Origin of the sequence: Hydrogenophaga sp. T2, assembly GCF_049843535.1 — a bacterium.
Taxonomy (GTDB): Bacteria; Pseudomonadota; Gammaproteobacteria; order Burkholderiales; family Burkholderiaceae_C; genus Hydrogenophaga; species Hydrogenophaga crocea.
The window spans coordinates 248,665-273,533 of sequence record NZ_JBBHZJ010000008.1; the positions used below are offsets into that span (position 1 = coordinate 248,665).

The window sequence follows — 24,869 nt, forward strand, 5'->3', positions numbered from 1 at the left end:
AGCGGGTGGGATGCGCATGGGTGTCGCGCTGGCTGTTGCCGATCCGGGCTTAACCCTTCATGGCTCGGTCAACGGGTTGTGATGCTTGGCCAAACGGACGGGGCTTATTGCAGCGGCCGACCGCAATGCTTTGGCCACCTGAGCGTTCCCCTGCCTGGCCAACCCATAGGCCTGGGCATAGGGCAGGTCTTCCTGCATGACGCCATCGGCCAACACCAGAAACCCCTCGGCCAGGCGGGTGAGCACCAGGCGGTCTTGCGGGTGCAGGTCCGCGGCCTGGGCGGCGGCGGAGAGGCCTTCGGCGATGGACAAGAACGTGCCGAGGCAGCGTTCGGTGGTCCGCATCAGCTCGGCACAGCACAGCACGAACGCCTTGTGCGCCTGGCCCATTCGACGCCCGAACGCCAGGCGCGGTTCACCAGGGCGTCGCGTCGGCTCGCACAACGCCGCACGATGAAACATTTCCGCCTGCGCCATCTTCAATTGCTGCAGCCCGATCGCGGCCTCGACCGACAGGGTCGTGGCCACGGCCCGTCCGCGGTCAACGGCCAGTCCCCAGGGGCTTTGTGCGGTGGTGATGTGCCGGTACCTCGGGCCCAGGAAGGACACGTCGTTCCACTGGCCCATCACGCCGAGCAAACGGCGCATGGCTTTCTCTTGCTGCCGTTGCAGATGGCCCTGGCGATGCGCGCTGCCAACCGGCGCCCGGGGCGCATGAACGGCCTGGTCCGCCTGGGCATTGAGATGCCCCACCAGTTCACCCATGCGCTGCAGTACGCCGAGCAGCCGCGCACACGCAGGATCGCCTTCCTGCAGGGCGTGAACGGCCGACGCGGCCGCCACCCGGGCGGCGTGCTCGGATTCCTGCTGCTCGGCCCTGGCCTTTTCGTTGGCTTGCTGATCGGCGGGGTCATCGAGCCGGGCCAGGTGCCGGCTCTGGCCGGGGGCCGAGGGGAAATGGCGGTTTATCTGCAGGGTCAACAAGTCCACTTTGGGCACTGGTGCTGCAGGCGCCTCCAGGCAGAGCAAGTCGGGCGGCGGGGCCCAGAACAAGGACCGTGCCTGATGCGCCATGGCGGCCCGCTGGGGCGGCTCGCCGGACATCCGTTCACGCCGGGCCTGTGTGGCGGCCAGTTGTTGCTCCAGGCGGGCCCGGCGCACCAGGGCATCGAGCCGCTGCAGCAGTGCGGCCACTGCTTCCAGCTTGAAGTGGCGCGCCCTGGTCTTTGAAATGTAGGGGTCCAGCTCCTGCACGAGTGCGGTGTAGGCGTCCTGTATGGCCGGGTTCGCTGCATGCTCGGGCGATACCAAGCCGTAATCGCTTTCGATGTCGGCCTTGATCCGCTGGGCCAGCACGTGGTTGCGCTGCGTGTAGGCGCGGTGAAAGGTCTTGCTCAAGCGCCGCGCCATGAAGTCGCCCAGACCGACCTTGCGCAGCTTCAGCTCGGCCCGCTGGCCGCGGACCCGAACGTCGAAGATCTTGCCGTGGTTCTTGTCGGAATGGCTCCAGGTGAGCAGCTGCGGAACCAGGCTCGTAGGGAAAGGGCGTGAGAGGGTGTTGTGCGCGGGCATGGGGGCGCTTCAGTGCCTGGGGGATGGTTCGCTGGGGGGCATCGGCTTCAGGTCTGAGGTGGGTTGCCTGTATTGCATTTGCGCTTCTTGCCAAAGCTTCCTGAGGGCGGCGTGGATGCGCGCCTTGGACAAAGCGATCGATTCGGCCCGGCGCGCTTCGACAAGCTTGTCTTGTGGAAGGTCATCGCCCTGCAGCGTGTTGGACCAGATCTCGCCCGTCCTCTGGAGGTCTTCCATGGCCGAACGCTCAGCGTTTCGGTACTCGGCCAAGATCGACGCCACGGTGGCTGGCTCCTCGTCTTGGGCCGGTTGCGCACGTGACCGTGCCAAAGCCAGCTTCAACCTGTCCAGCACCTGCTGCACCGGAAGCGATTGCGCCTCGTGGACCGGGTCTCTGCCGGCATTGGCCTTGTCTGCCTGGCGTGACAACGGCCCGCCGAAAGTGCGGGTGCGCTTGGCCTCGGATTTGCCGGGCGCATCGCCGGGGTTCTGCGAGGCTTGAAGTGTCTCCAGATGTGCCTCCAGCGCCTGGATCTTGGCTTCGGCGATGCGTTGCTGCACTTGCGCCAGTGTGGGGCGAACTTTGAAAACGATGGGCGGCAGGCTGGGCGCAGGCACCTGTGGCGATGGGTCGTCGCTCCGATCGATGCGGGTATCGGAATCGTCGGGCTGCACTTCGGCAGGGCTTTCGTCGTGGGCCAGCGGTCTCACCTCGAACGACTCGGGATCGATCCTGGCCTGGTCCACCGAACCGCTGCCCTCGGACTCGCTCGCCTCCACGCTCGTCTCTTCGCTGGACGTTTCGCTTGTCTCGACACGGCGTGGTGCCGACTTTTTGCCGAGTTTGAGGTCCCGGGCTTTGGGCAGCAGGTTCATGGCTGCTTCCTGCAGTTTCGAGTTGCCACTGCAGGCCATGTTCGCCAAGCGGTAGCGAATGCCGATGTGGGTGTCGGGTGAGGTGAGGTAGGGAATCAGGCCTTTGAGGATGCTCTGGCCGTACTCGCGAAGCACCCGCCGTTCGCTGGGCAGCAAACTCATGGACAGCTCATGCGTGCACATCCATGTTCTGGCGTGTTCGGTCAGCTTGTCGATGGCGGTCTTGTGCGCGTCGATCAGCGCTGCTGAAGCCCCTTCCAGCAGCTGGGGGTTGCCCGTGGCGACGGCCTTGTCGAACTGCTGGGCGAGTGAGCGCAGGTTGTTGAGAGCCACCATGGGCTTCTCCAGCATCTCTCCGTGCAAGGCGATGCCCGCATCCCGGAACTCGTTGTTGCGGTGCGGATGCCGGGTGGCCCGCCGCTGCTCTGCGAACAAGCGGGTCTTTTCCTCGGGCGTGGTCGCCGCCTGGAAGAGGCGTCTTTCGCCGATGGCGTCGAAGTAGCGGTTCACCCGGTAGGTGTGGAGTCTTTCCTGGCGGCGTTCTTCCCGGCGGCCGGCTTTGTCCGTGACCACAAGCGGTTCGCGATCGAGACTGCTTTTCAGCGCTGCATGGGCCTGCCTGAACGCCTGCAGCTCAGGCGTGTCGTCGCGCTTGCCCAGCGCGGCGACTGCGAGGGCTTGCGGCGGGGTCAGCACGACCTGTTCGAGCGCGCTGCGGGCTTGCTCGGCCCACTTGCAGGCCGTTTGGGCGGCATCCGATTCCAGGGTCGCCAGCGCGCGGTTGACCGCTTGCATGAGCCTCCCCACGTCCTTCGGATGGAGCTTGGCATCCGGGGCGTTGTGGAGCCACTGGGTCAGTTGGTCGGCGGCGCGGTGCGGGAGGATGTCGTTCGCTGGGATACGGGCTTTGGCCTCCCGCGCGAGGCTTGTAATCGCCAGGTAAACCGGGCCTTTCGCCGGCTCCTCCATGCGGGCGCGCCAGCGGGCCCGCAAGCGCTGGAACAGCGTTGGGGCCGGGCGCGCCTCGGTGTGCCGGGCGGCGGCCGCAGGCTCGGCCATGGCCTTGATGTTCGGGCTGGTCTTGTCGCTGACCTGGCTTCGGGGCAGCGAAGGGCCTTTGCGGAGGGAGGGGAGGGTGTTCTTGAACATGGCGCGTGCAGGGTGCGTTGGATCGATGGCGGCGCGGGCTCAGGCGCGCAGCGCCGAGGCCGACCCCATGGGCGGCGCTGCCGTTGGGGTCGAGGCGGTGTCCGGGCTCGCCGCCTGCCCGATGCGCTGCAGCGCCAGCGTCCACAGCGCCTGCTCCGCGCCAAAGCGAAGCAGTTGATCGGGCAGCTCGGGCCCCAGCAGCGCCGAGGCCGGCAGATCGGTCATCAAGAGCCACTCGCCCTCGTCGTCGCGGCCCACGCGCAGCGGGCCGTGCTCGGGCCACTGGGCGTTGTGCAGCAGGGCGGCCCGGCAGGCCGCCAGTTCGTGCTCGGGCTCGGGTTGGCCCAGGGGGGCGGTGAGCACCAATCGCGGCGGCTCGTCGGCCCATTCGGCCAGCAGTTCGTGGCCACTGGCCAGCGCCAGCACCCAGGCGCTCGAATCCAGCCGCGTCACCAGGCCCAGTTCGGGCACCGCCTGGGCCGCCTGATCGAGCGCGACGTCGATGTCATGGGGGCTGAGCAGGGGCATGGGGCACTCCGGGCGGTGGAATGCGTGTGGGTGCCACCAGGCCCCACCCCGATCCGGGCTTAAGCCCTCACGACTCGGTCAAAAGACCGGCCTCAGCGCCGCTTGGCGCCCAGCTTGCGGTAAATGGTGGCGCGGCTGATGCCGAGCGCGCGCGCGGCTTCCATCACGTTGCCTCGCGCGTCGTCCACCGCCTTGCGGATCATCGAGGTCTCGAAGTCCTTGAGCGGCACGCCCTGGGGCGCGGGCGCGCTGCGCGCGGCGCGGCGTTCGGGCTGGGCCAGCACCTGCAGGCGCAGGCCCGACCACAGCGGCACCTCCTGCGCGCCCAGGTGGGCGGTGGCGGCGTCGAACAGGCTCTCGACCGGGGCCGCGAAGTACAGGCTGGCGTGGCCGGCCTCCTGGCCCGTGGGCACGCACAGCATGTCGGCCGCGGGGCGGTTGAGGCCGGTGATGGCGCCGTCGGCGTCGAGGCAGACCAGGCCGTCGCTGTCGTCGCCGAGCACGCGGCCGGGCCAGTTCATGCGCAGCAGCAGGTGGTGCGGCCGCGCCAGGGCCAGCGCGTTCTCGATGCTGCGCGCCGACTGCGACACCAGGTGCTTGAGCGCGGGCTGCTCGGTCACGTTCACGCCCGTGAGGTCGAGCATGCCCACGCAGCGGCCGTCCGGGTCCCAGATGGGCGCGCCCGCGCAGCTGTAGATGCTGGTGGCGTCGAAGAAGTGCTCGCCGCGGTGCAGCCACACGGGCTGCAGGTCGGTCAGCGCCATGCCGATGGCGGTCGTGCCCACCGCGCGCTCGGACAGGTCCACGCCGAGCCGGGCGATGCGGCTGACGCTGGGCTCGTGCAGGTCCACCGGGCCATTGACGTCGATCACCACGCCTTGCGCGTCGGTGAGGATGGCGAAGTAGCGCGTGTGGGCCATGGCGCGCGAGAGCGAGCGGATCACCGGCGTGGCGGCCTGCAGCAGCGGCTGGCTGGCTTCCATGGCGCGGCGCACCTGGGCCGCGCTCACCGGGTCGAAGTTCACGCTGTGCCGAGGGTCCAGGCCCTGCTGCAGGCAGCGCCGCCACGAGCGCGCCACCCAGGGCGCCAGGCGCGGACCGGCCTCGGGGTTGCGGCCGTCGAGCACGGCGCGGCGGGCCTGTTCGATCAGGGCCAGGCGGTCGTGGGCGGGAGAGGGGGGGCTGAGCGGCATGGAGGCCATTGGAGCAGTCCGTTCGGGGAGGATCAACCGATGACCGCGCCGCTGGGGGGCGGGGCCTCGGCGCTGGGCAGGCTGACGGGCAGGCCGGTGTCTTGCGCCAGCCGCTCGAGGTCGTCGGGCGTGTCGAGGTCGCGCACATGCCGCGGGTCGTCGGTGGGCCAGGCGGCCACCGCGTCCGGCTGATCGCGGCGCCAGGCGCGCAGGCCGCCGTGGCCGCGGCCGCGCAGCGTGGCGCAGGCGATCTCGTCGAGCACCACCGGGTGGCCGGGCTGGCCGTTCACCGTGGGCACCAGGGCATGCAGGCCGCGCTCGCGCCGCTCGAAGGCATCGAGCGCGGCTTGCAGCGCGGACGCATCGAGCAGGGGCAGGTCGGCCAGCAGCACCAGGAGCCGGTCGGGCATGGCGGTGAGGTGGCGCAGGCCGGTGTGCAGGGAGTCGGACGGGTCGTCACCGGGCTGGGGGTTTCGCACCACCAGGGGCCAGAGCGCGCGCGGCAGGGTATTGAGGTGGCGCAGGATGGCCGCGCCGTGCGGGCCGCCGACCACCAGCACGGTGGTCACCGCGGGCAGCGCCTGCAGCGATTCGAGCAGTCGCTGCAGCAGCGTGCGGCCGCCGAGGCGCACCAGGCATTTGGGAATGCTCCCCAGGCGCTGGCCCGCACCGGCGGCCAGTATCAGCGCGGTGGTGGTCATGCGGCAGGTGTCTCGGTTTGGAACAGCACCCCCGTATCCTGCACGAAGCGTGCCCGGCGCGGGTTCAGTCGGTTTCGCGCACGAAGCAGGCCACGGGCTCGTTGGGGTCGATCTCGAGCCGGTCCTTGGCCTCGCCCACCGCCAGGTCGCGCGGCAGCGGCACGCCGTTCTTCACGGCCAGCAGTTCGGCCATCACGCTCACCGCGATCTCGGCCGGCGTCTTGCTGCCGATGTAGATGCCGATGGGCCCGCGCAGGCGCGCCAGGCTCTCTTCGGTCTGGTCGAAGTGCTCGATGAGCCGCGCGTGGCGCAGCGCCTGGTTGCGGCGCGAGCCGATGGCGCCGATGTAGAAGGCCTCGGTCTCCAGCGCTTCGAGCAGCGCCAGGTCGTCGAGCTTGGGGTCGTGGGTGAGGGCGACGATGGCGGTGCGCCGGTCGGCGCGGAAGCCGCGCACCAGGTCGTCGGGCATCTCGTGCGAGAGCGTCACCCCCGGCACCTGCCAGGCGCCGCGGTACTCCTCGCGCGGATCGCACACCGTCACCGAGAAGCCGCTGAACAGCGCCATGGTGGCCAGGTACTCGGTGAGCTGGCCGGCGCCGATCATGAGCAGCCGGTACTCGGGGCCGAACGCGTTGTGCAGCCAGCCCTCGTGCTCGCGCAGCGCCTCGGGCTGCTCGATCTCGGTGAGTACCACGCGGCCGGTGGCGATCTCGGTGCTGCGCTGGGCCATGCGGCCCGCGCTCAGGCGCGCCACCAGGTCGTCGAGCGTGGCCGCGTCGGGGTTGAACTCGAGCAGCAGTTCCAGCGTGCCGCCGCAGGGCAGGCCGAAGCGGTGGGCCTCGTCGGCGCTCACGCCGTACTTCACCTTGCGCGGCGGGCCGTCCTGCAGGGCGTCGCGGTAGCGGTGGATCAGGTCGTCCTCGATGCAGCCGCCCGAGACCGAGCCCACCACCGCACCGCCCTCGCACAGGGCCATGATGGAGCCCACCGGGCGCGGCGAGCTGCCCCAGGTCCGCATGACGGTGGCCAGCAGCGTGGCCTTGCCTGCGCGCCGCCAGTCCAGCAGGGTGCGAAGCACGAAAAGATCGAGGTTTTCCATGGTCGGTGTCACCGCCAGGCGGCGGTGAAGAAAAAGGCGGCGGCGATGACGAAGGCGCCCCCGAAGGCCAGCGCGCACCAGGCCCACACGGGCCAGGGGCCCGACGGGCCCGCGGCGGCGGCCGGCACCGGTGCCGCGGCGCTGGCCGCCGCCGCGGCTTCGGGGTGGCGTCGCAGCAATTCTTCCTCGAAGCGGCGGAAGAAGTCGTCGGCCATGGATTTGGCCGCACCGTCGATGAGGCGTTGGCCGAGCTGGGCGATTTTGCCGCCCACGGTGGACTTGACGGTGTAGCTCAGCTCGCAGCCGCCCGGCGCGGGCGCGAGCGCCACCGACGATTCGCCCTTGCCGAAGCCGGCCACGCCGCCCTGCGCCTCGAAGCTGAGCTTGTAGCTTTGCGGGGCCACGATGTCGGTGAGTTGCACCCGGCCGGTGAATTTGGCCGAGACCGGGCCCACCTTGATGCCCGCGCCCACGGCGTAGGCGTCGCCGCCCTGGGGCTCGAACTTGTCGCAGCCGGGCACGCAGGCCTTGAGGATAGCCGGGTCGTTGAGCGCGTCCCAGGCCTGTTGCTGGGTCACGGGGAGGAGGCGGTTGCCTTGCATGTCCATGGGGGGATTCTCCGGGTTCGATGAAGCGGGTTCAGCGGGTGTGCAGCAGCGCGGCGAGGGCGCCGGCGAGCTGCTCCAGGCGTTCGAGGTTGTGCACGGCCAGCATGCCGTGCGCGTGCCGGTGCAGCACGCTGGCGCCGCGCGCCAGCGGCTGGTAGCCGTCGAAGCGCAGCAGCGGGTTGAGCCACAGCAGCTGGCGGCTGTGCCGCTTGAGCCATTGCAGCTCGGCGTCGAGCGCATCGGGCTCGCCGGTGTCCAGGCCGTCGGTGATCAGCAGCACCACGGTGCGCCGGCCCACCAGGCAGCGCGCGTGCTGCTCGCGCAGCCGGGCAAGCGAGGCGCCCAGCCGCGTGCCGCCCGCGAAATCGGCGATGGCGGCGTTGCACTGGGCGAGCATGGTGTCGGCATCGGGCTCGCGCCAGGCGCTGCGCAGGTCGCTGAGGGTGGTGCCGAAGGCGAAGGCCGCGCGTGGGGCGCCGCGCGTGGCCTGGTGCAGAAAGGCAAGCAGCAGCCGGGCATAACGCTCCATCGAGCCCGAGATGTCGACCAGCACCAGCAGCGGCAGCGGCTGGCGGCGGCGCACGCGCCGCGGCGGGTTCAGCAGCTCGCCCTCGTGCCGCCGCGCCTGCTGCAGCGCGCGGCCCCAGTGGATGCGGTGGCCGCGCGCGCCGGGCCGGTCGCGGCGGCTGCGCACCGTGGGCAGGGGCAGGGCGATGTCGCGCGCGAGCCCCTCGACGAGCCGGAACTCGCTGGCCGACAGGCCCGCGAAGTCGGCGTGGCGCAGGCGCTGCAGGTCGCTCGCGGTCATGGCGGCATCGAAGCGCAGCTCGGTCTCGCCGGGCGGGCGCTGCTTCGCGAGTGCGCCGGCCACGCTCAGCGCTTCCTGCGAGCGGGCCTTGCGCGCAGGGGCTTTGGCGTTGGGCGATTTGGGCAGCATCTGCGAGAGCAGCTGCTTTTCGAGTTCGGGGTTGCGGAAGAAGGCGGCAAAGAGCTCGTCGAAGACCTCGAGGTCTTGCGGCCGGCTCACCAGCACCGCGCCGAGCGCGGCGTGCAGGTCGTCGCGGCGCTGCACGCCCACGAGTTCGGTGGCGGCAATGGCGTGGGCGATGCGCGCGCTGTCCACCGGCACGCCGGCGCGGCGCAGGGCGCGGCCGAAGGCGGTGATCTGGTCGGGGAACTTGCCCTTTCTGGCGTCACCGAGGTTCATGCGCTCACCTCCGCCGCGCCGCACTGCCCCGGGTTCACAGTTCCGGTTCCAGCAGCTGCTCGATCATGGGCAGCAACGCCGCCACGTCCTCGCGCTGCTTGAACAGAATGCCCGCCGTGTCCTGGATCACCTCGGGGTCGAGGGTGAGGGTGTCGAGCGCCACCAGGGCCTTGGCCCATTCCACGCTTTCGGCGATGCCCGGCGCGCGCTGGAAGGCGTTGGCGAAGGGCTGCGCGCGCAGCTTCTCGACGAAGCGCGCGATCTGCTCGCTCAGGTGCTCGCCGGCCTGCGGCACCTGGCCGCGCACGATCGCGAGCTCGCGCTCGCGGTCGGGGTGGTCGAGCCATTGGTACAGGCAGCGCCGTTTCACCGCGTCGTTGAGGTCGCGCGTGCGGTTGCTCGTGAGCAGGGTCAGCGGTGCCGCCAGGGCGGCGATGGTGCCGAGCTCGGGAATGCTCACCTGGTATTCGCCCAGGTACTCGAGCAGAAAGGCCTCGAAGGGCTCGTCGGCGCGGTCCACCTCGTCGATCAGCAGCACCGCGCCCGGCGCGGGCGTTTGCAGCGCCTGCAGCAGCGGGCGGCGGATCAGGTAGCGCTCCTGGTAGACCTCGCGTTCGATCTGTTCCGGGGTGGCCGTGTTCTGCGCTGCCCGCATGTGCAGCAGCTGCGCGGTGTGGTTCCACTCGTAGAGCGCCTCGCGCTGCTCCATGCCGTCGTAGCACTGCAGGCGCAGCAGCGGGCGCTGCAGCACGCGCGACAAGGCCTTGGCGAGCTCGGTCTTGCCGACGCCGGGCTCGCCTTCGAGCAACAGCGGGCGCTGCAGCTTCATGGCCAGGAAGACCGCCGTGGCCAGCGAGCGCGGCGCGTGGTAGCCCACGCCGCGCAGCGCGGCCAGCAGGGCGTCGGTGTCGTGCGGCTCGGTGGTCAAGGCGGCTCCGTCGCGCGGCATCAGCCGTTGGCCATGGCCACCGCGCGCTGGGTCTGCACGCGGATCAGCTGGGCGCGGTACTCGGCGCTCGCGTGCAGGTCGGCGTTGAGCGAACCGGCGTCGATCGCCACACCCTGCACGGCCTCGGGCGTGAAGCTCTTGCCCAACGCCGCTTCGAGCCCGGCGTGGCGGAACACGCCGTTGCCCGCGCCCGTGATCGCCACGCGCGCGCCGCTGTCGGTGAGCGCCACGAACACACCCACCAGCGCGAAGCGCGAGGCCGGCTGGCGGAACTTGGCGTAGGCCGCCTTCTTCGGGATCGGGAAGCGGATCGCGGTGATCAGCTCGCCGCTGTCGAGCGCGGTGGCGTACAGACCCTGGAAGAAATCGTCGGCCTGGATCTCGCGCCGGTCGGTGACGACGGTGGCGCCCAGGCCCAGCACCGCGCTGGGGTAGCAGGCGGCCGGGTCGTTGTTGGCCACCGAGCCGCCCAGCGTGCCCATGGCGCGCACCTGGCGGTCGCCGATGCCGCCGGCCAGCGCGGCCAGGCCGGGGATGGCGGCTTTCACGTCGGCGTTCATGGCCACGTCTTCGTGGCGCGTCATGGCGCCGATGACCAGGCTGTTGCCCTCGCGGCGGATGCCGCGCAGCTCGGCCACGCCACCGAGGTCCACCAGCGCGCCGGGCTGGGCCAGGCGTTGCTTGAGCGAGGCGATCAGCGTCTGGCCGCCGGCCAGCGCCTGCACGCCGGAGGCGGCGATGCGCTTGGCATCGGCCAGGGTCTTGGGTTGTTCGAGGGTGAAGGCGTACATGGTGTGTCTCCTTACTGCTTCGCCGACTGGATGGCCTGCCACACGCGGTGGGGCGTGGCGGGCATGTCGAACTCCTTCACGCCCAGGGGCGCGAGGGCGTCGAGCAGGGCGTTGATGACCGCGGGCGGCGAGCCGATGGCGCCGGCCTCGCCGCAGCCCTTGGTGCCCAGCGGGTTGGTGGTGCAGGGCGTGCACACGTGGCCGATGGTGAAACTGGGCACGTCGTCGGCGCGCGGCATGGTGTAGTCCATGAACGAGCCGGTGACGAGCTGGCCGGTCTCGCGGTCGTACACGCAGTGTTCGAGCATGGCCTGGCCGATGCCCTGCACCAGGCCGCCGTGCACCTGGCCTTCCACGATCATGGGATTGATGATGGTGCCGAAGTCGTCCACCGCGGTGAAACGGTCCACGCGCGCCACGCCCGTGGCCGGGTCCACCTCGAGTTCGCAGATGTAGGTGCCTGCGGGGAAGGTGAAGTTGGTGGGGTCGTAGAACGCGGTTTCGTTCAGGCCCGGCTCGAGCTTGTCGAGCGGGTAGTTGTGCGGCACGTAGGCGGTGAGCGCGACCTGGCCGAAGGTGACCTTCTTGTCGGTGCCCTTGACGCTGAACTCGCCGTTGGCGAAGTCCACGTCGGCGTCGCTCGCTTCCATCAGGTGCGCGGCGATCTTCTTGGCCTTGGCCTCGATCTTGTCGAGCGCGCGCATGATGGCCGCGCCACCCACGCTGATCGAGCGCGAGCCGTAGGTGCCCATGCCGAAGGGCACGCGGCCGGTGTCGCCGTGCACGATGTCGACCTGCGAGGGGTCGAGCCCGAGGCGCGAGGCCACGACTTGCGCGAAGGTGGTCTCGTGGCCCTGGCCGTGGCTGTGCGAGCCGGTGAACACGGTGACGCTGCCGGTGGGGTGCACGCGCACCTCGCCGCACTCGAACAGGCCGGCGCGCGCACCGAGCGCGCCCGCGATGTTCGAGGGCGCGAGGCCGCAGGCCTCGATGTAGCTGCTGTAGCCCAGACCGCGCAGCAGGCCTTTGGCCTTGCTGGCCTCGCGGCGTGCGGGGAAGCCGGCCACGTCGGCGAGTTCGTTGGCCTTGTTCAGGCAGGCGTGGAAATCGCCCGTGTCGTACTGCAGCGCCACCGGCGTCTGGTACGGGAACTGGGTGATGAAGTTGCGGCGGCGGATCTCGTCCTGGCTCAGACCCAGCTCCCAGGCGGCGCGGCTCACGATGCGCTCGATGAGGTAGGTGGCCTCGGGGCGACCGGCGCCGCGGTAGGCGTCCACCGGCGCGGTGTTGGTGAACCAGGCGTCCACCTCGACGTAGATCTGCGGCGTGGTGTACTGGCCCGCGAGCAGCGTGGCGTACAGGATGGTGGGCACCGCGGTGGAGAAGGTCGAGAGGTAGCCGCCGAGGTTGGCGTCGGTGTGCACGCGCAGGCCCAGGAACTTGCCGTCCTTGTCCATGGCGAGCTCGGCGTGCGACACGTGGTCGCGGCCGTGCGCGTCGCACAGGAAGGCCTCGCCGCGCTCGCAGGTCCACTTCACCGCGCAGTTGAGCTTCTTGGCGGCCCAGGTCACGGCCACGTCTTCGGCGTAGAGGTAGATCTTGGCGCCGAAGCCGCCGCCCACGTCGGGCGCGATCACGCGCACCTTGTGCTCGGGCAGGCCCATCACGAAGGCCGTCATCAGCAGCCGCTCGACGTGCGGGTTCTGGTTGGCCACGTAGAGCGTGTACTCGTCGCTCGCGCGGTTGTAGTTGCCGATGCAGGCGCGCGGCTCGATCGGGTTGGGCGCAAGGCGGTTGTTGGTGAGGTCCAGCCTGGTGATGTGCGCGGCGTTGGCGAAGGTCGCGTCCACCGCGGCCTTGTCGCCAATGGCCCACTTGTAGCAGTGGTTGTCGGGCGCTTCGGTGTGCAGCGCGGGCGCGCCGGGCTTCATGGCGTCGCGCACATCGACCACGGCGGCCAGCGGCTCGTAGTCCACCTCGACGAGTTCGGCCGCGTTGCGCGCGTTCTCGACCGTGTCGGCGATGACGATGGCCACGTGGTCGCCCACGTAGCGCACCTTGCCCTGGGCCAGCACCGGGTGCGGCGGCTCCTTCATGGGCTGGCCGTTGGTGTCGGTGATGAGCCAGCCGCAGGGCAGGCCGGCGATCTTGTCGGCGGCGATGTCGGCGCCGTCGAACACGCCCACCACGCCGGGCGCGGCGAGCGCGGCGGCCTTGTTGATCGAGCGGATGTTGGCGTGCGCGTGCGGCGAGCGCACGAACACCGCGTGGCGCATGTTGGCGAGCTGGATGTCGTCGGTGTACTGGCCGGCGCCAGTGAGGAAGCGGTAGTCCTCCTTGCGGCGCAGCGGCTCACCGATGTGGGGCAGCTTGGCGAAATCGATGGCACCCATTGCAATGTCTCCTATTGGTTTTCATCGGGAGACACCGCGGAACTGGCTTTGCCAGGCCGCTGGTGTCGCCCCCTTGAGGGGGTCGCGCGAAGCGCGGCGGGGGTGGTTCATTTCATGGCCGCAGCGCCTTGCTGCACGGCCCGGACGATGTTGTGGTAGCCCGTGCAGCGGCACAGGTTGCCTTCGAGGCCTTCGCGGATCTGCGCTTCGCTCGCGCCCGGGTGGCGCTGGCACAGGTCGACCGCGCTCATCACCATGCCCGGCGTGCAGAAGCCGCACTGCAGGCCGTGGCACTCCTTGAAGGCCGCCTGCATGGGGTGCATGGTGCCGTCGGCCGCGGCCATGCCTTCGATGGTCGTCACCTCGGCGCCGGCCACCTGGGCCAGCAGCACGTTGCACGACTTCACCGCCTTGCCGTTCACGTGCACCGTGCAGGCGCCGCACTGGGCCGTGTCGCAACCCACGTGGGTGCCGGTGAGGCGGAGGTTTTCGCGAAGCGCGTGCACCAGCAGCGTGTGCGGTGCCGCATCCACGGTCACGGCGCGGCCGTTGACCTTGAGTTCTACGGGCATGTCTGTCTCCTGGGTGGTCGTGGAAAAACGCGTTGCCAGTGGAGCACCCGCCCCTTGGGCCACGAGGGTGGGTTAACCCTGGGAATGCGCCGCGGCCCCCAGTTGTTCTCAATATGAGACTCGGCGTTTTTGCGGGCCTGGATATGGCTCTGGTGCATAGGACCGATGTCGCAATCTGAGACTTTGTGCGGCCGGCAAACATCCCACTGGGGTTAACCCTAGGCGATTCGGTGCGGTCGGCTTCAAACAATCGTATGCAGACACTTGCATACGTCCCGCTTTGCAAGGCGTCGCCCCACAGGAGACAAGAATGCAGAAGGTGCTTCACATCAACCCCGACAAATGCACGGGTTGCCTGCAGTGCGAGATGGCGTGTTCGTTCGAGAACTACGGCATCTACGCCACGTCGAAGTCGCGCATCAAGGTGTTCGACTTCCACCACACGGGCAAGAAGGTGCCCTACACCTGCACGCAGTGCGACGAGGCCTGGTGCCTGCACGCCTGCCCGGTGGAGGCCATCAAGGTCGACAAGGACACCGGCGCCAAGGTGGTCAACGAGACCACCTGCGTGGGCTGCAAGGTCTGCACCATCGCCTGCCCGTTCGGCACCATCAACTACGTGCAGGAAACCGGCAAGGTGCAGAAGTGCGACCTCTGCGGTGGCGACCCGGCCTGCGCCGACGCCTGCCCCACCGGCGCGATCACCTTCATCGACGCCAACTGGACCGGCATCGACCGCATGAAACAGTGGGCCGACAAGCTGGGCAACCAGCCGAGCGCCGCCTGACCCGTAGCCGCACAAGGAGACCCTCATGTCCTGGGCTGGAAAAATCCTCCGCGTCAACCTGAGCGCGGGCACCGTCACCTCCGAACCGCTGAACATGCAGTGGGCCCGCGCCTACATCGGCTCGCGCGGCCTCGGCAGCAAGTACCTCACGAGCGAGGTCGACCCCAAGGTCGACCCGCTCTCGCCGGACAACAAGATCATCTGGGCCACCGGCCCGCTGACCGGCACCATGGCCTCCACCGGCGGCCGCTACACCGTGATCACCAAGGGCCCGCTCACGGGCGCCATCGCCTGCTCGAACTCGGGCGGCTACTGGGGCGCCGAGCTCAAGATGGCGGGCTGGGACATGGTGATCTTCGAGGGCAAGAGCCCCAAGCCCGTGTTCCTCTACATCAACGACGACGTGGCCGAGCTGCGCGACGCCTCGCACCTGTGGGGCCAGACGGTGTGGAAGACCGAGGAGATGGTCAAGACCCAGCTCCAGGACCCGCTGGTGCGCGTCTCCTGCATCGGCCAGGCCGGTGAGAACCAGGTGCTCTACGCCGCCGTGGTCAACGACCTGCACCGCGCGGCCGGCCGCTCGGGCGTGGGCGCGGTGATGGGCAGCAAGAACCTCAAGGCCATTGCGGTGCGCGGCACCAAGGGCGTGGGCAACATCCGCGACCCCAAGGCCTTCATGCAGGTCACCAAGGAGAAGAAGAAGATCCTGGCGGAGAACGCGGTCACCGGTCAGGGCCTGCCCACCTATGGCACCCAGGTGCTGATGAACGTGATCAACGAAGTGGGCGCGCTGCCCACGCGCAACCACCGCGACGTGCAGTTCGAAGGCGCCAAGGACATCTCGGCCGAGGCCATGGCCACGCCGCGCGAGAGCGACGGCAAGAAGCACCTGGTGACCAACCAGGCCTGCTTCGGCTGCACCATCGCGTGCGGTCGCATCAGCAAGATCGACGAGACCCACTTCACCGTGCAGAACAAGCCGCAGTACTGGGGCGCCAGCGGCGGTCTCGAATACGAAGCGGCCTGGGCGCTGGGCGCGGCCAACGGCGTGAACGACCTCGAGGCCCTGCAGTACGCCAACCTGCTGTGCAACGAGTACGGCATGGACCCCATCAGCTTCGGCGCCACCGTGGGCGCGGTGATGGAGCTCTACGAGATGGGCGTGCTCACCAAGGAGCAGATCGGCGTGGACGCGCCCTTCGGCTCGGCCGCCGCGCTCGCCGCCTTCGCCGAGATGACCGGCAAGGGCGAGGGCTTCGGCAAGGAGATCGGCCTGGGTTCGGCGCGCCTCACGAAGAAGTACGGCCACCCCGACCTCTCGATGAGCGTGAAGGGCCAGGAATTCCCCGCCTACGACGGTCGCGCCATCCAGGGCATCGGCCTGGCCTACGCCACCAGCAACCGCGGCGCGTGCCACCTGCGCGGCTACACCATCGCCTCGGAAGTGCTGGGCATCCCGGTCAAGACCGACCCGGTGGAGAGCGAGGGCAAGCCCGAACTCGTGAAGGCCTTCCAGGACGCCACCGCCGCGTTCGATTCGTCGGGCCTGTGCGTGTTCACCACCTTCGCCTGGGGCGTGGCCGATCTGGCCCCGCAACTGCAGGCCGCCTGCGACGAGCAGTACACCACCGAGGAGCTCGAGAAGATCGGCGAGCGCATCTGGAACATGGAGCGCGAGTTCAACAACGCCGCGGGCTTCACCAAGGCCGACGACTCGCTGCCCAAGCGCCTGCTCACCGAGGCCGCCAAGACCGGCCCCGCCAAGGGCATGGTCAGCAAGCTGCCCGAGATGCTGCCCAAGTACTACGCGGTGCGCGGCTGGGACAGCGAAGGCCGCCCCACCGCGGAAACCAAGGCGCGGCTCGGCCTGTAAGAACGCATGCACCACGTCATCCTCGGCGCCGGCCCGTCCGGCGTGATCGCGGCCGAGACCATTCGCAAGCACGCGCCGCTCGACACCATCACCCTCGTGGGCGATGAGGCCGAGCCGCCGTACTCGCGCATGGCCATTCCCTACCTGCTCATCGGCAACATCGACGAGCGCGGCACCTACCTGCGCAAGGGCGCGTCGCACTACGACGGGCTGCGCGTGCGCCAGGTGCGCGCGCGCGCCACGGCGGTCGACAGCGCGCGCCGCACCGTCACGCTCGATGACGGCCAGACCCTGGCCTTCGACAAGCTGCTGATCGCCACCGGCTCGCACCCGGTGCGTCCGCCCATCCCGGGCATGGACGCACCCGGGGTGCACCCGTGCTGGACGCTGGAAGATGCGCGCGCCATCATGGCGCGCGCCAAGCCCGGCGCACGCGTGCTGCAGATGGGCGCCGGCTTCATCGGCTGCATCATCATGGAAGCGCTCAAGCAGCGCGGCGTGGCGCTGAGCGTGGTGGAGATGGGCGACCGCATGGTGCCGCGCATGATGGGCCCCACCGCGGGCGGCATGATCAAGCGCTGGTGCGAAGCCCAGGGCGTGAAGGTCTACACCGGCACGCGCGTGGAAGCCATCGAGCCCCAGGCCGGCGGCGCGCTGCGCGTGAAGCTCTCGGGCGGCGACACGGTGGAGGCCGATCTCGTGATCAGCGCCACCGGCGTGCGCCCGGCCATCGGCTTCCTGAAAGACTCGGGCATCACCTGCCTGCAGGGCGTGCTCACCGACGAGCACCTGCAGACCAACGTGCCCGGCATCTACGCCGCGGGCGACTGCGCGGAGGCCTACGACAAGGTCAGCGGCAAAACGATCGTGAGCGCGATCCAGCCCAACGCCGCCGAGCAGGCGCGCGTGGCCGCGCTCAACATGGTGGGGCAGGTGGCCGAGCTCAAGGGCGTCACGCAGATCAACGTGCTCGACACGCTGGGCATGATCTCGGCGAGCTTCGGCAACTGGGAAGGCGTGCCCGGCGGTGAACACGTGGAGCTCACCGACCTGAACGCCGGCCGCCACCTGAGCCTGCAGTTCAAGGGCGATCAGCTCGTGGGCTGCAACTCGGTGGGCTGGACCGAACACGTGGGCGTGATGCGCGGCCTGGTCGAAGGCCAGGTGAAGCTGGGCGAGTGGAAGGACAAGCTCAAGGCCGACCCGACGCGCCTGATGGACGCCTACCTGGCGTCCGCGCAGGCGCAAGGCCACTGGGCCGGTGCCGGCGACACGCGCCGACGCTGAACATGAGCCCCCACGCTCCGCCGCTGCGCGGGTCGCTGCCCCCCGAGGGGGCTGCCCCGCCTTGGGGCGGCCCGGCGGCGGGGCGCCCTCACGGACCTCCATGAAGATCACCTTCAAGCTCTTCGCCACCCTCACCGACTACCTGCCGCACGAGGCGCGCCGCGCCAACCAGGTCGATCTCGACGTGGCGCCCGGCACCACCGTGCAGCAGGTGATCGACCCCTACGGCATGCCGCCCAAGCTCGTCCACCTGGTGCTGGTGAACGGGCGCTTCGTGCCGCCCGAGCAGCGCGCGGGCACGGCGCTCGCCGACGGCGACGTGCTCGCCGTGTGGCCGCCCATCGCGGGCGGCTGAAGCGGCGACCTGCGCCGCCCGCACCGTGCAAAGCCACTACCCCGAGCGCTTCGAGCGCGACATGGGCTGCACCGAGGCCGACTGGCTGCGTTGGCTGCCCGATGCCATCGGTGCCGCGGCGTGGCAGCTCGGGCCGGATCGCGCGCAGGTCGAGCTGCCTCCGGGCCGCCTCGAACTGCGCTGGCAGCTCATGCCGCCGCGCACCATCGCGCTGGTGCGCCTGCCCGTGCTGCGCGTGGCCTTCCGCTTCGAAGGCCTGAACGACGCGCAGCGCCTGGCCTTCATGCGTCGCTTCGACCTGTACATGCAGCGCGGCGGCGGCTGAGGCTTGCACAGGCGTATCGCGGCGCTTTGCAAACGGTGACGCGGGCGCCAATTAGTGCGCTCGCGGTAGTGCCGCAGAGACAGGCCCCTCCTAACCTCGCGGGCGTTTCCAAGGAGGGCGCCCCGTGAGCGCGAAACGCAACATCGAGCACGACAGCGAATTCAGCAACCCGGTGTACGCCGCCAAGATGCGGCGCAAGCGCTGGTTGCGCCGCCTGTGCGTGCTGCTCGGCATCGGTCTGGCGATCGTGCTCTGGGGCCTGGGCTTCCAGGGGGCCCGCCTGTGAGCACACCCGTGAGCACACCCAACCCGAACAAGCCCCGGTCCGGCTGGGCCGAAGGCGAGTGCTACAGCCTTGAACTCGTGCCCGCCCCCCAGCCGCGCCGGCCCTGGCGCCGCTGGCTGCTCGGGCTGCTGCTCATCGGCCTGCTCGTGGTGGCGGCCGTGGGGGCCGTGTGGCTGCACAAGGCAAGGCGCATCACCGAACGCATCGAGGCCCACGTGGCTTCGCAGCCGTATCCGGGGTTTGCCATTGGCGACCTCGGCGGCATGCCGGTGAAGGTGCCGCGATACATGGCCGAGCTGCTGGAGTACGACGGCGACCCCGGGTGGGCCCCTGCGCCCAATTGGCGGCCGCCGGTGCGGACCTTCGAATCGAAGATCAACAGCTTCGGGTTTTACGTGCGTTACCCGGATGGCCAGACGCTCGATTCGTGGGCGCGGCGGGAGGAGAAACGGCTGACGCCGCCTTGGGAGGATCGGTGGATTGATGTCGGCGTTGCGAGCAGCAAGCACTACCCTGGCGACGGATTTCTAAGTCGTTACGAGCAATCGATTTACAACGACATGAATCACAAGTCTGCGCTGTTTCGGTACCGCCGCCAGCCCGAAAAGGAATTTGGGCTTGAGGTCTACAAGCTGGCCCCCCCGCCCGAAGGGCCTGACCCGATGAAGCTGATCATTGACGACGAGTATTTCGGTCGCGATGCGTCGGGTCAATTGCTAGTCACGATTCGATGCACGTCAGTACGGGTTGATATCAATCGATCTACCTGCGATCAGGTCTGGTCTTTGGAAGACAAAGCGCTTCGCATTCAACTCACAGCGCAGTACCGCCGTCCTCTGCTGCAGCACTGGGGAGAGATCCAACTCATGGTCACTCACATCGTGCTGGGGTTTCGGCACAACCCCAGTCAACCTGAAGCCGGACCAATCATTCCGCGCTGAACGATCACCTGTCACTTCACCTATCAGCCTTTAGGAAGAAATGCATGTCTCAAGCACAAGTACTCACGACCGCCCAATTGAAAGCCTATTCCGATCGGTTGGCCAGCGGAACTGTGGCCGATGCAGAACAGGTGTATGCCGAGTTGTATGAACAGGGCTACAACTATGCCGGCTGGGCAGGTGGTGTTGCCAGTGAAAGCACGATTGCCGGCGTGTCGGCGGTGAACTTTCTGACCGGCACTGCCATGATGGGCTGGGGTGGATCGCAGTGTCGAAACCTTTCTGAGGCCTCCCTCGATAACATCCGGATGGATATGGCTCGACGCTACGTTGAGGCTCTTCGGGTTCGCAGCACCCGACAAGGTGGTCAGATTTCCGAGGACGTCAACTACGAAGAAGTACGTCGATTCCACCAAACTGTCTTCACCAACAACAACCTCTCCCTCGACAACTGGACGCTCAACACCCCGATGGAATTGGTGCGCCAGACCCAAGGCGATGAGGCCGTCGAAGCCCTCTGGCGAGAAATTCGCGACACCGGCGGAGATGGCCTGGATGGCACCTTGGCGAGCGTCAAGCTTTACAACACGGTTGGCCGGCTGAGTTTTTCTGAAGACCCTGCCATTCGCGATGCGGCGCTGGATTGGATTGAGCAAGTTCCCGGCTTCGCGAACTGGGACGCCATTGGACGCAGCGCCAAGACCTTGATGGAATGGCTGCAGCACACGGAAGCGGGGCGCATGTTGAACGCCATCCACCGGGTGATCGACAGCGATCCGTTCTTCCTGGCCAATCCCCTCACCAACATATCCTTCAACGCCGCCCGCGCCTTCATCCTGCAACGCGACCCCTTGGTCCTCGACCTCGATGGCGACGGCCTCGAATTGACCGGCGCCTCCGGCAACGTCCTCTTCGACCACAACGCCGACGGCATCAGGACCGGCACCGGCTGGGCGCGCGCCGACGACGGTTTTCTTGTGCGCGATCTGAACGGCAATGGCCGTATTGATTCGGGCCGCGAGCTCTTTGGCGTGGACACCCTCAAGCGCAACGGCCAGTTCGCCAGCCAGGGCTTCGAGGCCCTGGCCGATCTCGATGTCAACGGCGACGGCCAGATCACCAGCGCCGACGCGGCCTGGGCGCAGTTGCAGGTCTGGCGCGATGCGAACCAGGACGGCATCAGCCATCCACACCGTCAAGGCCATGGCGGTGGAGCCGCAGTGGCGCCGCCAGTGGGACCAGCAGCTCGCGGGCTACGTGGCCGCGGGTTTCAAGACCGCCACCGTGGGCACGATGGCCAACAGCGCGGTCACGCTGGTGTCCAAGCTCGTCACGGTGTTCACCTTGTACTTTGGCGCGCGCTTCGTCATTGAAGGTGATCTGTCTGTCGGGCAACTGATCGCGTTCAACATGCTCGCGGGCCAGGTGGCCCAGCCCGTGATGCGGCTGGCCAACCTCTGGACCGATTTCCAGCAGACCGGCATCTCCGTGCAGCGGCTCGGCGACATCCTGAACACGCCCCCCGAAGCCGCGGGGCGCAAGGCGGCCTTGCCGCCCTTGTCCGGGCGCATCGCGTTCGAAGGCGTTCACTTCCGCTACCGGCCCGAAGGCCCCGAGGTGCTGCAGGGCCTCACGCTCGAGATTCCCGCGGGCCAGGTCATCGGCGTGGTGGGCCGGTCGGGTTCGGGCAAGAGCACACTGACCCAGCTGGTGCAGCGCCTGCAAGCCCCGCAGCGCGGCCGCGTGCTGGTGGACGGCGTGGACCTGGCCACGGTAGAGCCTGGCTCGCTGCGCCGCCAGATCGGCGTGGTGCTGCAAGACAACGTGCTTTTCGCGCGCAGCGTGCGCGACAACATCGCGCTGGCCGACCCGGGCGCCTCGCTCGAACGGGTGATGGGCGCGGCGCACATGGCTGGCGCGCACGGCTTCATCTGCGAGCTGCCCGAGGGCTACGACACGCTGGTGGGTGAGCACGGCGCCTCGCTCTCGGGCGGGCAGCGCCAGCGCATCGCCATCGCGCGCGCGCTCATGGGCGATCCGCGCATCCTCATCCTCGACGAAGCCACCAGCGCGCTCGACTACGAAAGCGAACGCATGGTGCAGCAGAACATGAAGCGCATCGCCCGCGGCCGCACGGTGATCATCGTGGCCCACCGGCTCAGCGCGGTGCGCGACGCCGACCGCATCGTGGTGATGGAGCGCGGCCGCATCGTGGAGTCGGGCGCGCACCAGCAGCTGCTCGAAGGCAGCGGCGGCGCCTATGCGCAGCTGTGGCGGCTGCAGCAGGCCTGAGCCGCATGTTCGCCGCCCACCTGAAGTGGCGCTGGCAGGCGCTGTGCCAGTTGCTGGGCCACCACCGCCGCGTGTGGCAGCGGGCCTGGGCCCAGCGCGCGCTGTTCGACGCGCCCCACCGCGAGGCGCACGAAGCCGCATTCCTGCCCGCGGCGCTGGCCTTGCAGGAAACGCCGGTGTCGCCCGCGCCCCGCGTGGCCATGGGCCTGCTCGTGCTGTTCCTGCTGCTGGCGTTGCTCTGGGCCGGCTTCGGGCGCATCGACGTGGTGGCCGTGGGGCAGGGCAAGGTGGTGCCGGGCGGACGCAGCAAAACCATCCAGCCGCTGGAGGCGGCCACGGTGAAGTCCATCCACGTGCGCGACGGCCAATTCGTGCGCGCGGGCGACCTGCTCATGGAGCTCGACCCGACCGCGCCCGAGGCCGATGCCGCTCGCGTGGCGGTGGAGCACACGGCCGCGCTGCTGCAGCGGGCCCGCGGCCAGGCGCTGCTGGCCGCGCTCGCGGCGGGCCGCGCCCCGGCCCTGCCGCGCCAGCCCGGTGTCGATGGTGCGCGGCAGCGGGAAGCCGAACGGCTGCTGCAGGGCGAATACGCCGAGTACCAGAGCCAGCGCGAGCGCATCGCGGCCGATGTGGCGCGGCGCGAGGCCGAACGCCGCACCACGCAGGCGCTGGTGCACAAGCTCGAACAGACCCTGCCCATGGCCACGCAGCGGGCGCAGGACTACCGCCGCCTGGTGGACGAGGCCTTCGTGTCGCAGCACGGCTACCTCGAACACGAGCAGGCGCGCGTCGAGATGGCGGCCGATCTCGAGGCCCAGCGCCAGCGGCTGCAGGAAATCGACGCCTCGCTCGACGAAGCCCGTGCCCAGCAGCACGCGCTCACCGCGCAGACCCGCCGCACCGCGCTCGACAGCGTCGAGCAGGCGCAGCAGCGGCTGGACGCGCTGGCGCAGGAGCGCATCAAGGCCGAGGCGCGCGAGCGGCTCACGCGCCTGCGCTCGCCCGTGGACGGCACGGTGCAGCAACTGGCCATGCACACCGAGGGCGGGGTGGTCACGCCCGCGCAGGCGCTCATGGTGGTGGTGCCGATCGATCAGCCGCTGGAGGTCGAGGCCCTGTTCGAGAACAAGGACATCGGCTTCCTGCGCGCGGGCCAGCCGGCCGAGGTGAAGGTGGAGACTTTCCCGTTCACGAAGTACGGCACGCTGCGCGCCGAGCTCGTGAGCGTGTCGCACGACGCGATCAGCGACGAGCGCCGCGGCCTGATCTACACGGCGCGCGTGCGCCTGTCGCGCAGCGACATGAACGTGGACGGCGCCAGCGTGACGCTCTCGCCCGGCATGGCCGTGACCGTGGAAGCCCGCACGGGACAGCGCCGCGTGATCGAGTATTTCCTGGCGCCGCTGCTGCAGCACGGCCAGGAGAGCCTGCGCGAGCGCTGAGAGCGCGGATTGGTATCCAGTGCCTTTTGCCGGAAAAGCGTTGATTCGCATGCATGAGAATAGAATGCATGCAATCTGACATGGAGGTCACGATGGCAATGTTGACCGTTCGAAATCTGCCGGAAGCGGTACACCGGGCTTTGCGTGCTCGCGCGGCGCGCCATGGGCACAGCATGGAGGCTGAGGTGCGGGACATTCTGGAATCGGCTGTCAGCCCGCAGGGACGGGTCAAACTGGGCAGCTTGCTGGCCGATATCGGTCGACGGGCGCGTTTGACCGACGACGAGTTCGCGGTCTTCGATCAGGTGCGCGAGAAGACGCCTGCGCAACCGCCGAGCTTCGAATGATCCTGCTGGACACCAATGTGGTTTCGGAGCCCTTGCGCCAGACGCCCGATGCGGGTGTGGTGGCCTGGATCGACGCGCAGCCTCTGGAAACCTTGTTTCTCGCGGCCATCACCGTTGCCGAGCTGCGTGCTGGTGTGGCCTTTCTGCCAGCGGGCAAACGCCGCACTGGTTTGCGCGACAACCTGGAGACGCGGGTGTTGCCTCTGTTTGCGGGGCGGATACTGCCCTTCGACCTGGCTTGTACCCAGGCTTATGCCGATTTGATGACCAAGGCGCGGAGCAGCGGTCTGGCGATCGCCTCGGCCGACGGTTACATCGCCGCCATCGCCGCGGCCAACGGCTTCGCGGTGGCGACGCGTGACACGAGCCCGTTCAGGGCCGCGGGTGTCTCGGTGATCGACCCCTGGCAAGCGCACTGATCCACCCGCGGCCTGCAGCACGGTTTGCGACGACGGCGCTTTCATCGGCGTTGGCGCCTCGCCCACCGCCCTCACACGTGCCCGAAGTCCCGCCGCAGCGTGGGCAAGCCCACGCCCGCGGCGTCGAAGCCGCCGTCGACCGCGAGCACCTGGCCGGTCACGTAGCTCGCCTCGGGTGAGCACAGAAAGCCGATGCCGTTGGCGATCTCTTCTTCGGTGCCGTAGCGCGCGAGCGGCACGGTGTCGTGGTAGTCGGCGCGGATGGCGGGCGTGTGCACCTGCTTGGCCATGGCGGTTTCCACCGGGCCGGGCGCGATCGCGTTGCAGCGGATGCCCAGGCCCGCGAGTTCCACCGCCTGTTGCTTGGTGAGGTGGATCAGCGCGGCCTTGCTCGTGCCGTACGCCACGCGCAAGGTGCTCGCGCGCAGGCCCGAGATGGACGCGATGTTCACGATCGCGCCGCCGCCGTTTCGCCTCATCACCGGCACGCAGGCCTGGCTCAGCAGGAACACGCCGTCGAGGTTGGTCGCCATCACGTGGCGCCACTCTTCGAAGCTGGTCTGCACCAGCGGCTTGAACACGGCCACGCCCGCGTTGTTCACGAGCGCGTCGATGCGACCCAGCGCGGCGTCCACCTGCGCCACCAGTGCCGCCACCTGCGCGGGGTCGGACACGTCGGCGTGCACGGCGATGGCGCGGCCCGGGCTTTCAGCCGCCAGCGCGGCGTGGGCCGCGGTGAGGGCCGGGGCGTCCTTGTCGACCACGGCCACGCGCCAGCCGCGTGCGAGGAACCAGCGCGCGCTGGCCAGGCCGATGCCGCGCGCGGCGCCGGTGACGATCGCCACGCGCTCGGGCGTGGCCTGCAGTGCCTGCGACA

The 24,869-nt window shown here is 69.2% G+C and carries 23 protein-coding genes and 1 pseudogene; 11 read left to right on the forward strand and 13 right to left on the reverse strand.

Annotated elements, in window-relative coordinates; all coding sequences use genetic code 11:
- Nucleotides 1–57: 57 nt before the first annotated feature.
- The 12 genes from WDZ95_RS18835 to WDZ95_RS18890 all read right to left on the reverse strand — a co-directional run bounded on the left by WDZ95_RS18835 (nt 58) and on the right by WDZ95_RS18890 (nt 13,638).
- Nucleotides 58–1,572, reverse strand: coding sequence for a hypothetical protein (locus tag WDZ95_RS18835; RefSeq protein WP_425780710.1), 1,515 nt, complete (start codon nt 1,570–1,572; stop codon nt 58–60).
- A gap of 9 nt (nt 1,573–1,581) precedes the next feature.
- Nucleotides 1,582–3,597, reverse strand: coding sequence for a hypothetical protein (locus WDZ95_RS18840; protein WP_425780712.1), 2,016 nt, complete (start codon nt 3,595–3,597; stop codon nt 1,582–1,584).
- A gap of 39 nt (nt 3,598–3,636) precedes the next feature.
- Nucleotides 3,637–4,125 carry a type III secretion system chaperone gene (locus WDZ95_RS18845; RefSeq protein ID WP_425780714.1) on the reverse strand — a complete coding sequence of 163 codons (489 nt, stop codon included), beginning with the start codon at nt 4,123–4,125 and terminating at the stop codon, nt 3,637–3,639.
- A gap of 92 nt (nt 4,126–4,217) precedes the next feature.
- Nucleotides 4,218–5,327 (reverse strand): helix-turn-helix domain-containing protein, encoded by a 1,110-nt coding sequence (locus WDZ95_RS18850; RefSeq protein ID WP_425780716.1) that lies wholly within the window; start codon nt 5,325–5,327, stop codon nt 4,218–4,220.
- Nucleotides 5,328–5,350: 23 nt separating this feature from the next.
- Nucleotides 5,351–6,019 (reverse strand): nucleotidyltransferase family protein, encoded by a 669-nt coding sequence (locus WDZ95_RS18855; protein WP_425780718.1) that lies wholly within the window; start codon nt 6,017–6,019, stop codon nt 5,351–5,353.
- 64 nt (nt 6,020–6,083) lie between these two features.
- A complete protein-coding gene (locus WDZ95_RS18860) occupies nt 6,084–7,118 on the reverse strand; it encodes an XdhC family protein (protein WP_425780720.1) in 1,035 nt (344 codons plus the stop codon).
- Nucleotides 7,119–7,126: 8 nt separating this feature from the next.
- A complete protein-coding gene (locus WDZ95_RS18865) occupies nt 7,127–7,726 on the reverse strand; it encodes a CoxG family protein (protein ID WP_425780722.1) in 600 nt (199 codons plus the stop codon).
- A gap of 31 nt (nt 7,727–7,757) precedes the next feature.
- The gene (locus WDZ95_RS18870; RefSeq protein WP_425780724.1) at nt 7,758–8,933 is read right to left on the reverse strand and encodes a vWA domain-containing protein; all 1,176 of its coding nucleotides are present in this window, start codon (nt 8,931–8,933) and stop codon (nt 7,758–7,760) included.
- Between the two features lie 34 nt (nt 8,934–8,967).
- Nucleotides 8,968–9,882, reverse strand: a complete 915-nt coding sequence (locus WDZ95_RS18875) for an AAA family ATPase (protein WP_425780726.1) — start codon at nt 9,880–9,882, stop codon at nt 8,968–8,970.
- Nucleotides 9,882–10,673: an FAD binding domain-containing protein gene (locus tag WDZ95_RS18880; RefSeq protein WP_425780728.1), complete on the reverse strand. Its 792-nt coding sequence runs from the start codon at nt 10,671–10,673 to the stop codon at nt 9,882–9,884. Before WDZ95_RS18880 ends, WDZ95_RS18875 begins: the two co-directional genes overlap by 1 nt.
- An 11-nt stretch (nt 10,674–10,684) precedes the next feature.
- Nucleotides 10,685–13,066, reverse strand: a complete 2,382-nt coding sequence (locus WDZ95_RS18885) for a xanthine dehydrogenase family protein molybdopterin-binding subunit (RefSeq protein WP_425780730.1) — start codon at nt 13,064–13,066, stop codon at nt 10,685–10,687.
- A 107-nt stretch (nt 13,067–13,173) separates the two neighbouring features.
- Entirely contained in the window at nt 13,174–13,638 is a 465-nt protein-coding gene (locus WDZ95_RS18890) for a (2Fe-2S)-binding protein (RefSeq protein WP_425780732.1), read from the reverse strand.
- Nucleotides 13,639–13,948: 310 nt separating this feature from the next.
- On the opposite strand from WDZ95_RS18890, the gene WDZ95_RS18895 reads away from it, so the two are divergent.
- From WDZ95_RS18895 to WDZ95_RS18945, 11 genes and pseudogenes are all read left to right on the forward strand, one after another.
- The gene (locus WDZ95_RS18895) at nt 13,949–14,425 is read left to right on the forward strand and encodes a 4Fe-4S dicluster domain-containing protein (RefSeq protein ID WP_166224722.1); all 477 of its coding nucleotides are present in this window, start codon (nt 13,949–13,951) and stop codon (nt 14,423–14,425) included.
- Nucleotides 14,426–14,450: 25 nt separating this feature from the next.
- On the forward strand, nt 14,451–16,298 hold the full coding sequence (locus WDZ95_RS18900) for an aldehyde ferredoxin oxidoreductase family protein (protein ID WP_425780734.1): 1,848 nt from the start codon (nt 14,451–14,453) through the stop codon (nt 16,296–16,298).
- A 6-nt stretch (nt 16,299–16,304) separates the two neighbouring features.
- Nucleotides 16,305–17,585 (forward strand): NAD(P)/FAD-dependent oxidoreductase, encoded by a 1,281-nt coding sequence (locus WDZ95_RS18905; RefSeq protein ID WP_287467958.1) that lies wholly within the window; start codon nt 16,305–16,307, stop codon nt 17,583–17,585.
- Between the two features lie 100 nt (nt 17,586–17,685).
- The gene (thiS, locus tag WDZ95_RS18910; protein WP_166224731.1) at nt 17,686–17,940 is read left to right on the forward strand and encodes a sulfur carrier protein ThiS; all 255 of its coding nucleotides are present in this window, start codon (nt 17,686–17,688) and stop codon (nt 17,938–17,940) included.
- A gap of 25 nt (nt 17,941–17,965) precedes the next feature.
- Nucleotides 17,966–18,265 (forward strand): hypothetical protein, encoded by a 300-nt coding sequence (locus tag WDZ95_RS18915; protein WP_166224734.1) that lies wholly within the window; start codon nt 17,966–17,968, stop codon nt 18,263–18,265.
- 124 nt (nt 18,266–18,389) lie between these two features.
- Nucleotides 18,390–18,551, forward strand: a complete 162-nt coding sequence (locus tag WDZ95_RS18920; protein WP_425780737.1) for a hypothetical protein — start codon at nt 18,390–18,392, stop codon at nt 18,549–18,551.
- Nucleotides 18,552–18,559: 8 nt separating this feature from the next.
- The gene (locus WDZ95_RS18925; RefSeq protein ID WP_425780739.1) at nt 18,560–19,492 is read left to right on the forward strand and encodes a hypothetical protein; all 933 of its coding nucleotides are present in this window, start codon (nt 18,560–18,562) and stop codon (nt 19,490–19,492) included.
- 1,101 nt (nt 19,493–20,593) lie between these two features.
- Nucleotides 20,594–21,784 (forward strand): annotated as a pseudogene (locus tag WDZ95_RS18930) (ATP-binding cassette domain-containing protein); the annotation flags it as partial.
- Nucleotides 21,785–21,789: 5 nt separating this feature from the next.
- A complete protein-coding gene (locus tag WDZ95_RS18935; protein WP_425780741.1) occupies nt 21,790–23,226 on the forward strand; it encodes an HlyD family type I secretion periplasmic adaptor subunit in 1,437 nt (478 codons plus the stop codon).
- Nucleotides 23,227–23,318: 92 nt separating this feature from the next.
- Nucleotides 23,319–23,573, forward strand: coding sequence for a FitA-like ribbon-helix-helix domain-containing protein (locus WDZ95_RS18940; RefSeq protein ID WP_425780762.1), 255 nt, complete (start codon nt 23,319–23,321; stop codon nt 23,571–23,573).
- Nucleotides 23,570–23,992 (forward strand): type II toxin-antitoxin system VapC family toxin, encoded by a 423-nt coding sequence (locus WDZ95_RS18945; protein WP_425780743.1) that lies wholly within the window; start codon nt 23,570–23,572, stop codon nt 23,990–23,992. The genes WDZ95_RS18940 and WDZ95_RS18945 overlap by 4 nt, the downstream gene beginning before the upstream one ends.
- 71 nt (nt 23,993–24,063) lie before the next feature.
- On the opposite strand, the gene WDZ95_RS18950 is transcribed toward WDZ95_RS18945, so the two are convergent.
- Entirely contained in the window at nt 24,064–24,858 is a 795-nt protein-coding gene (locus tag WDZ95_RS18950) for an SDR family NAD(P)-dependent oxidoreductase (RefSeq protein ID WP_425780764.1), read from the reverse strand.
- Between the last annotated feature and the right edge of the window lie 11 nt (nt 24,859–24,869).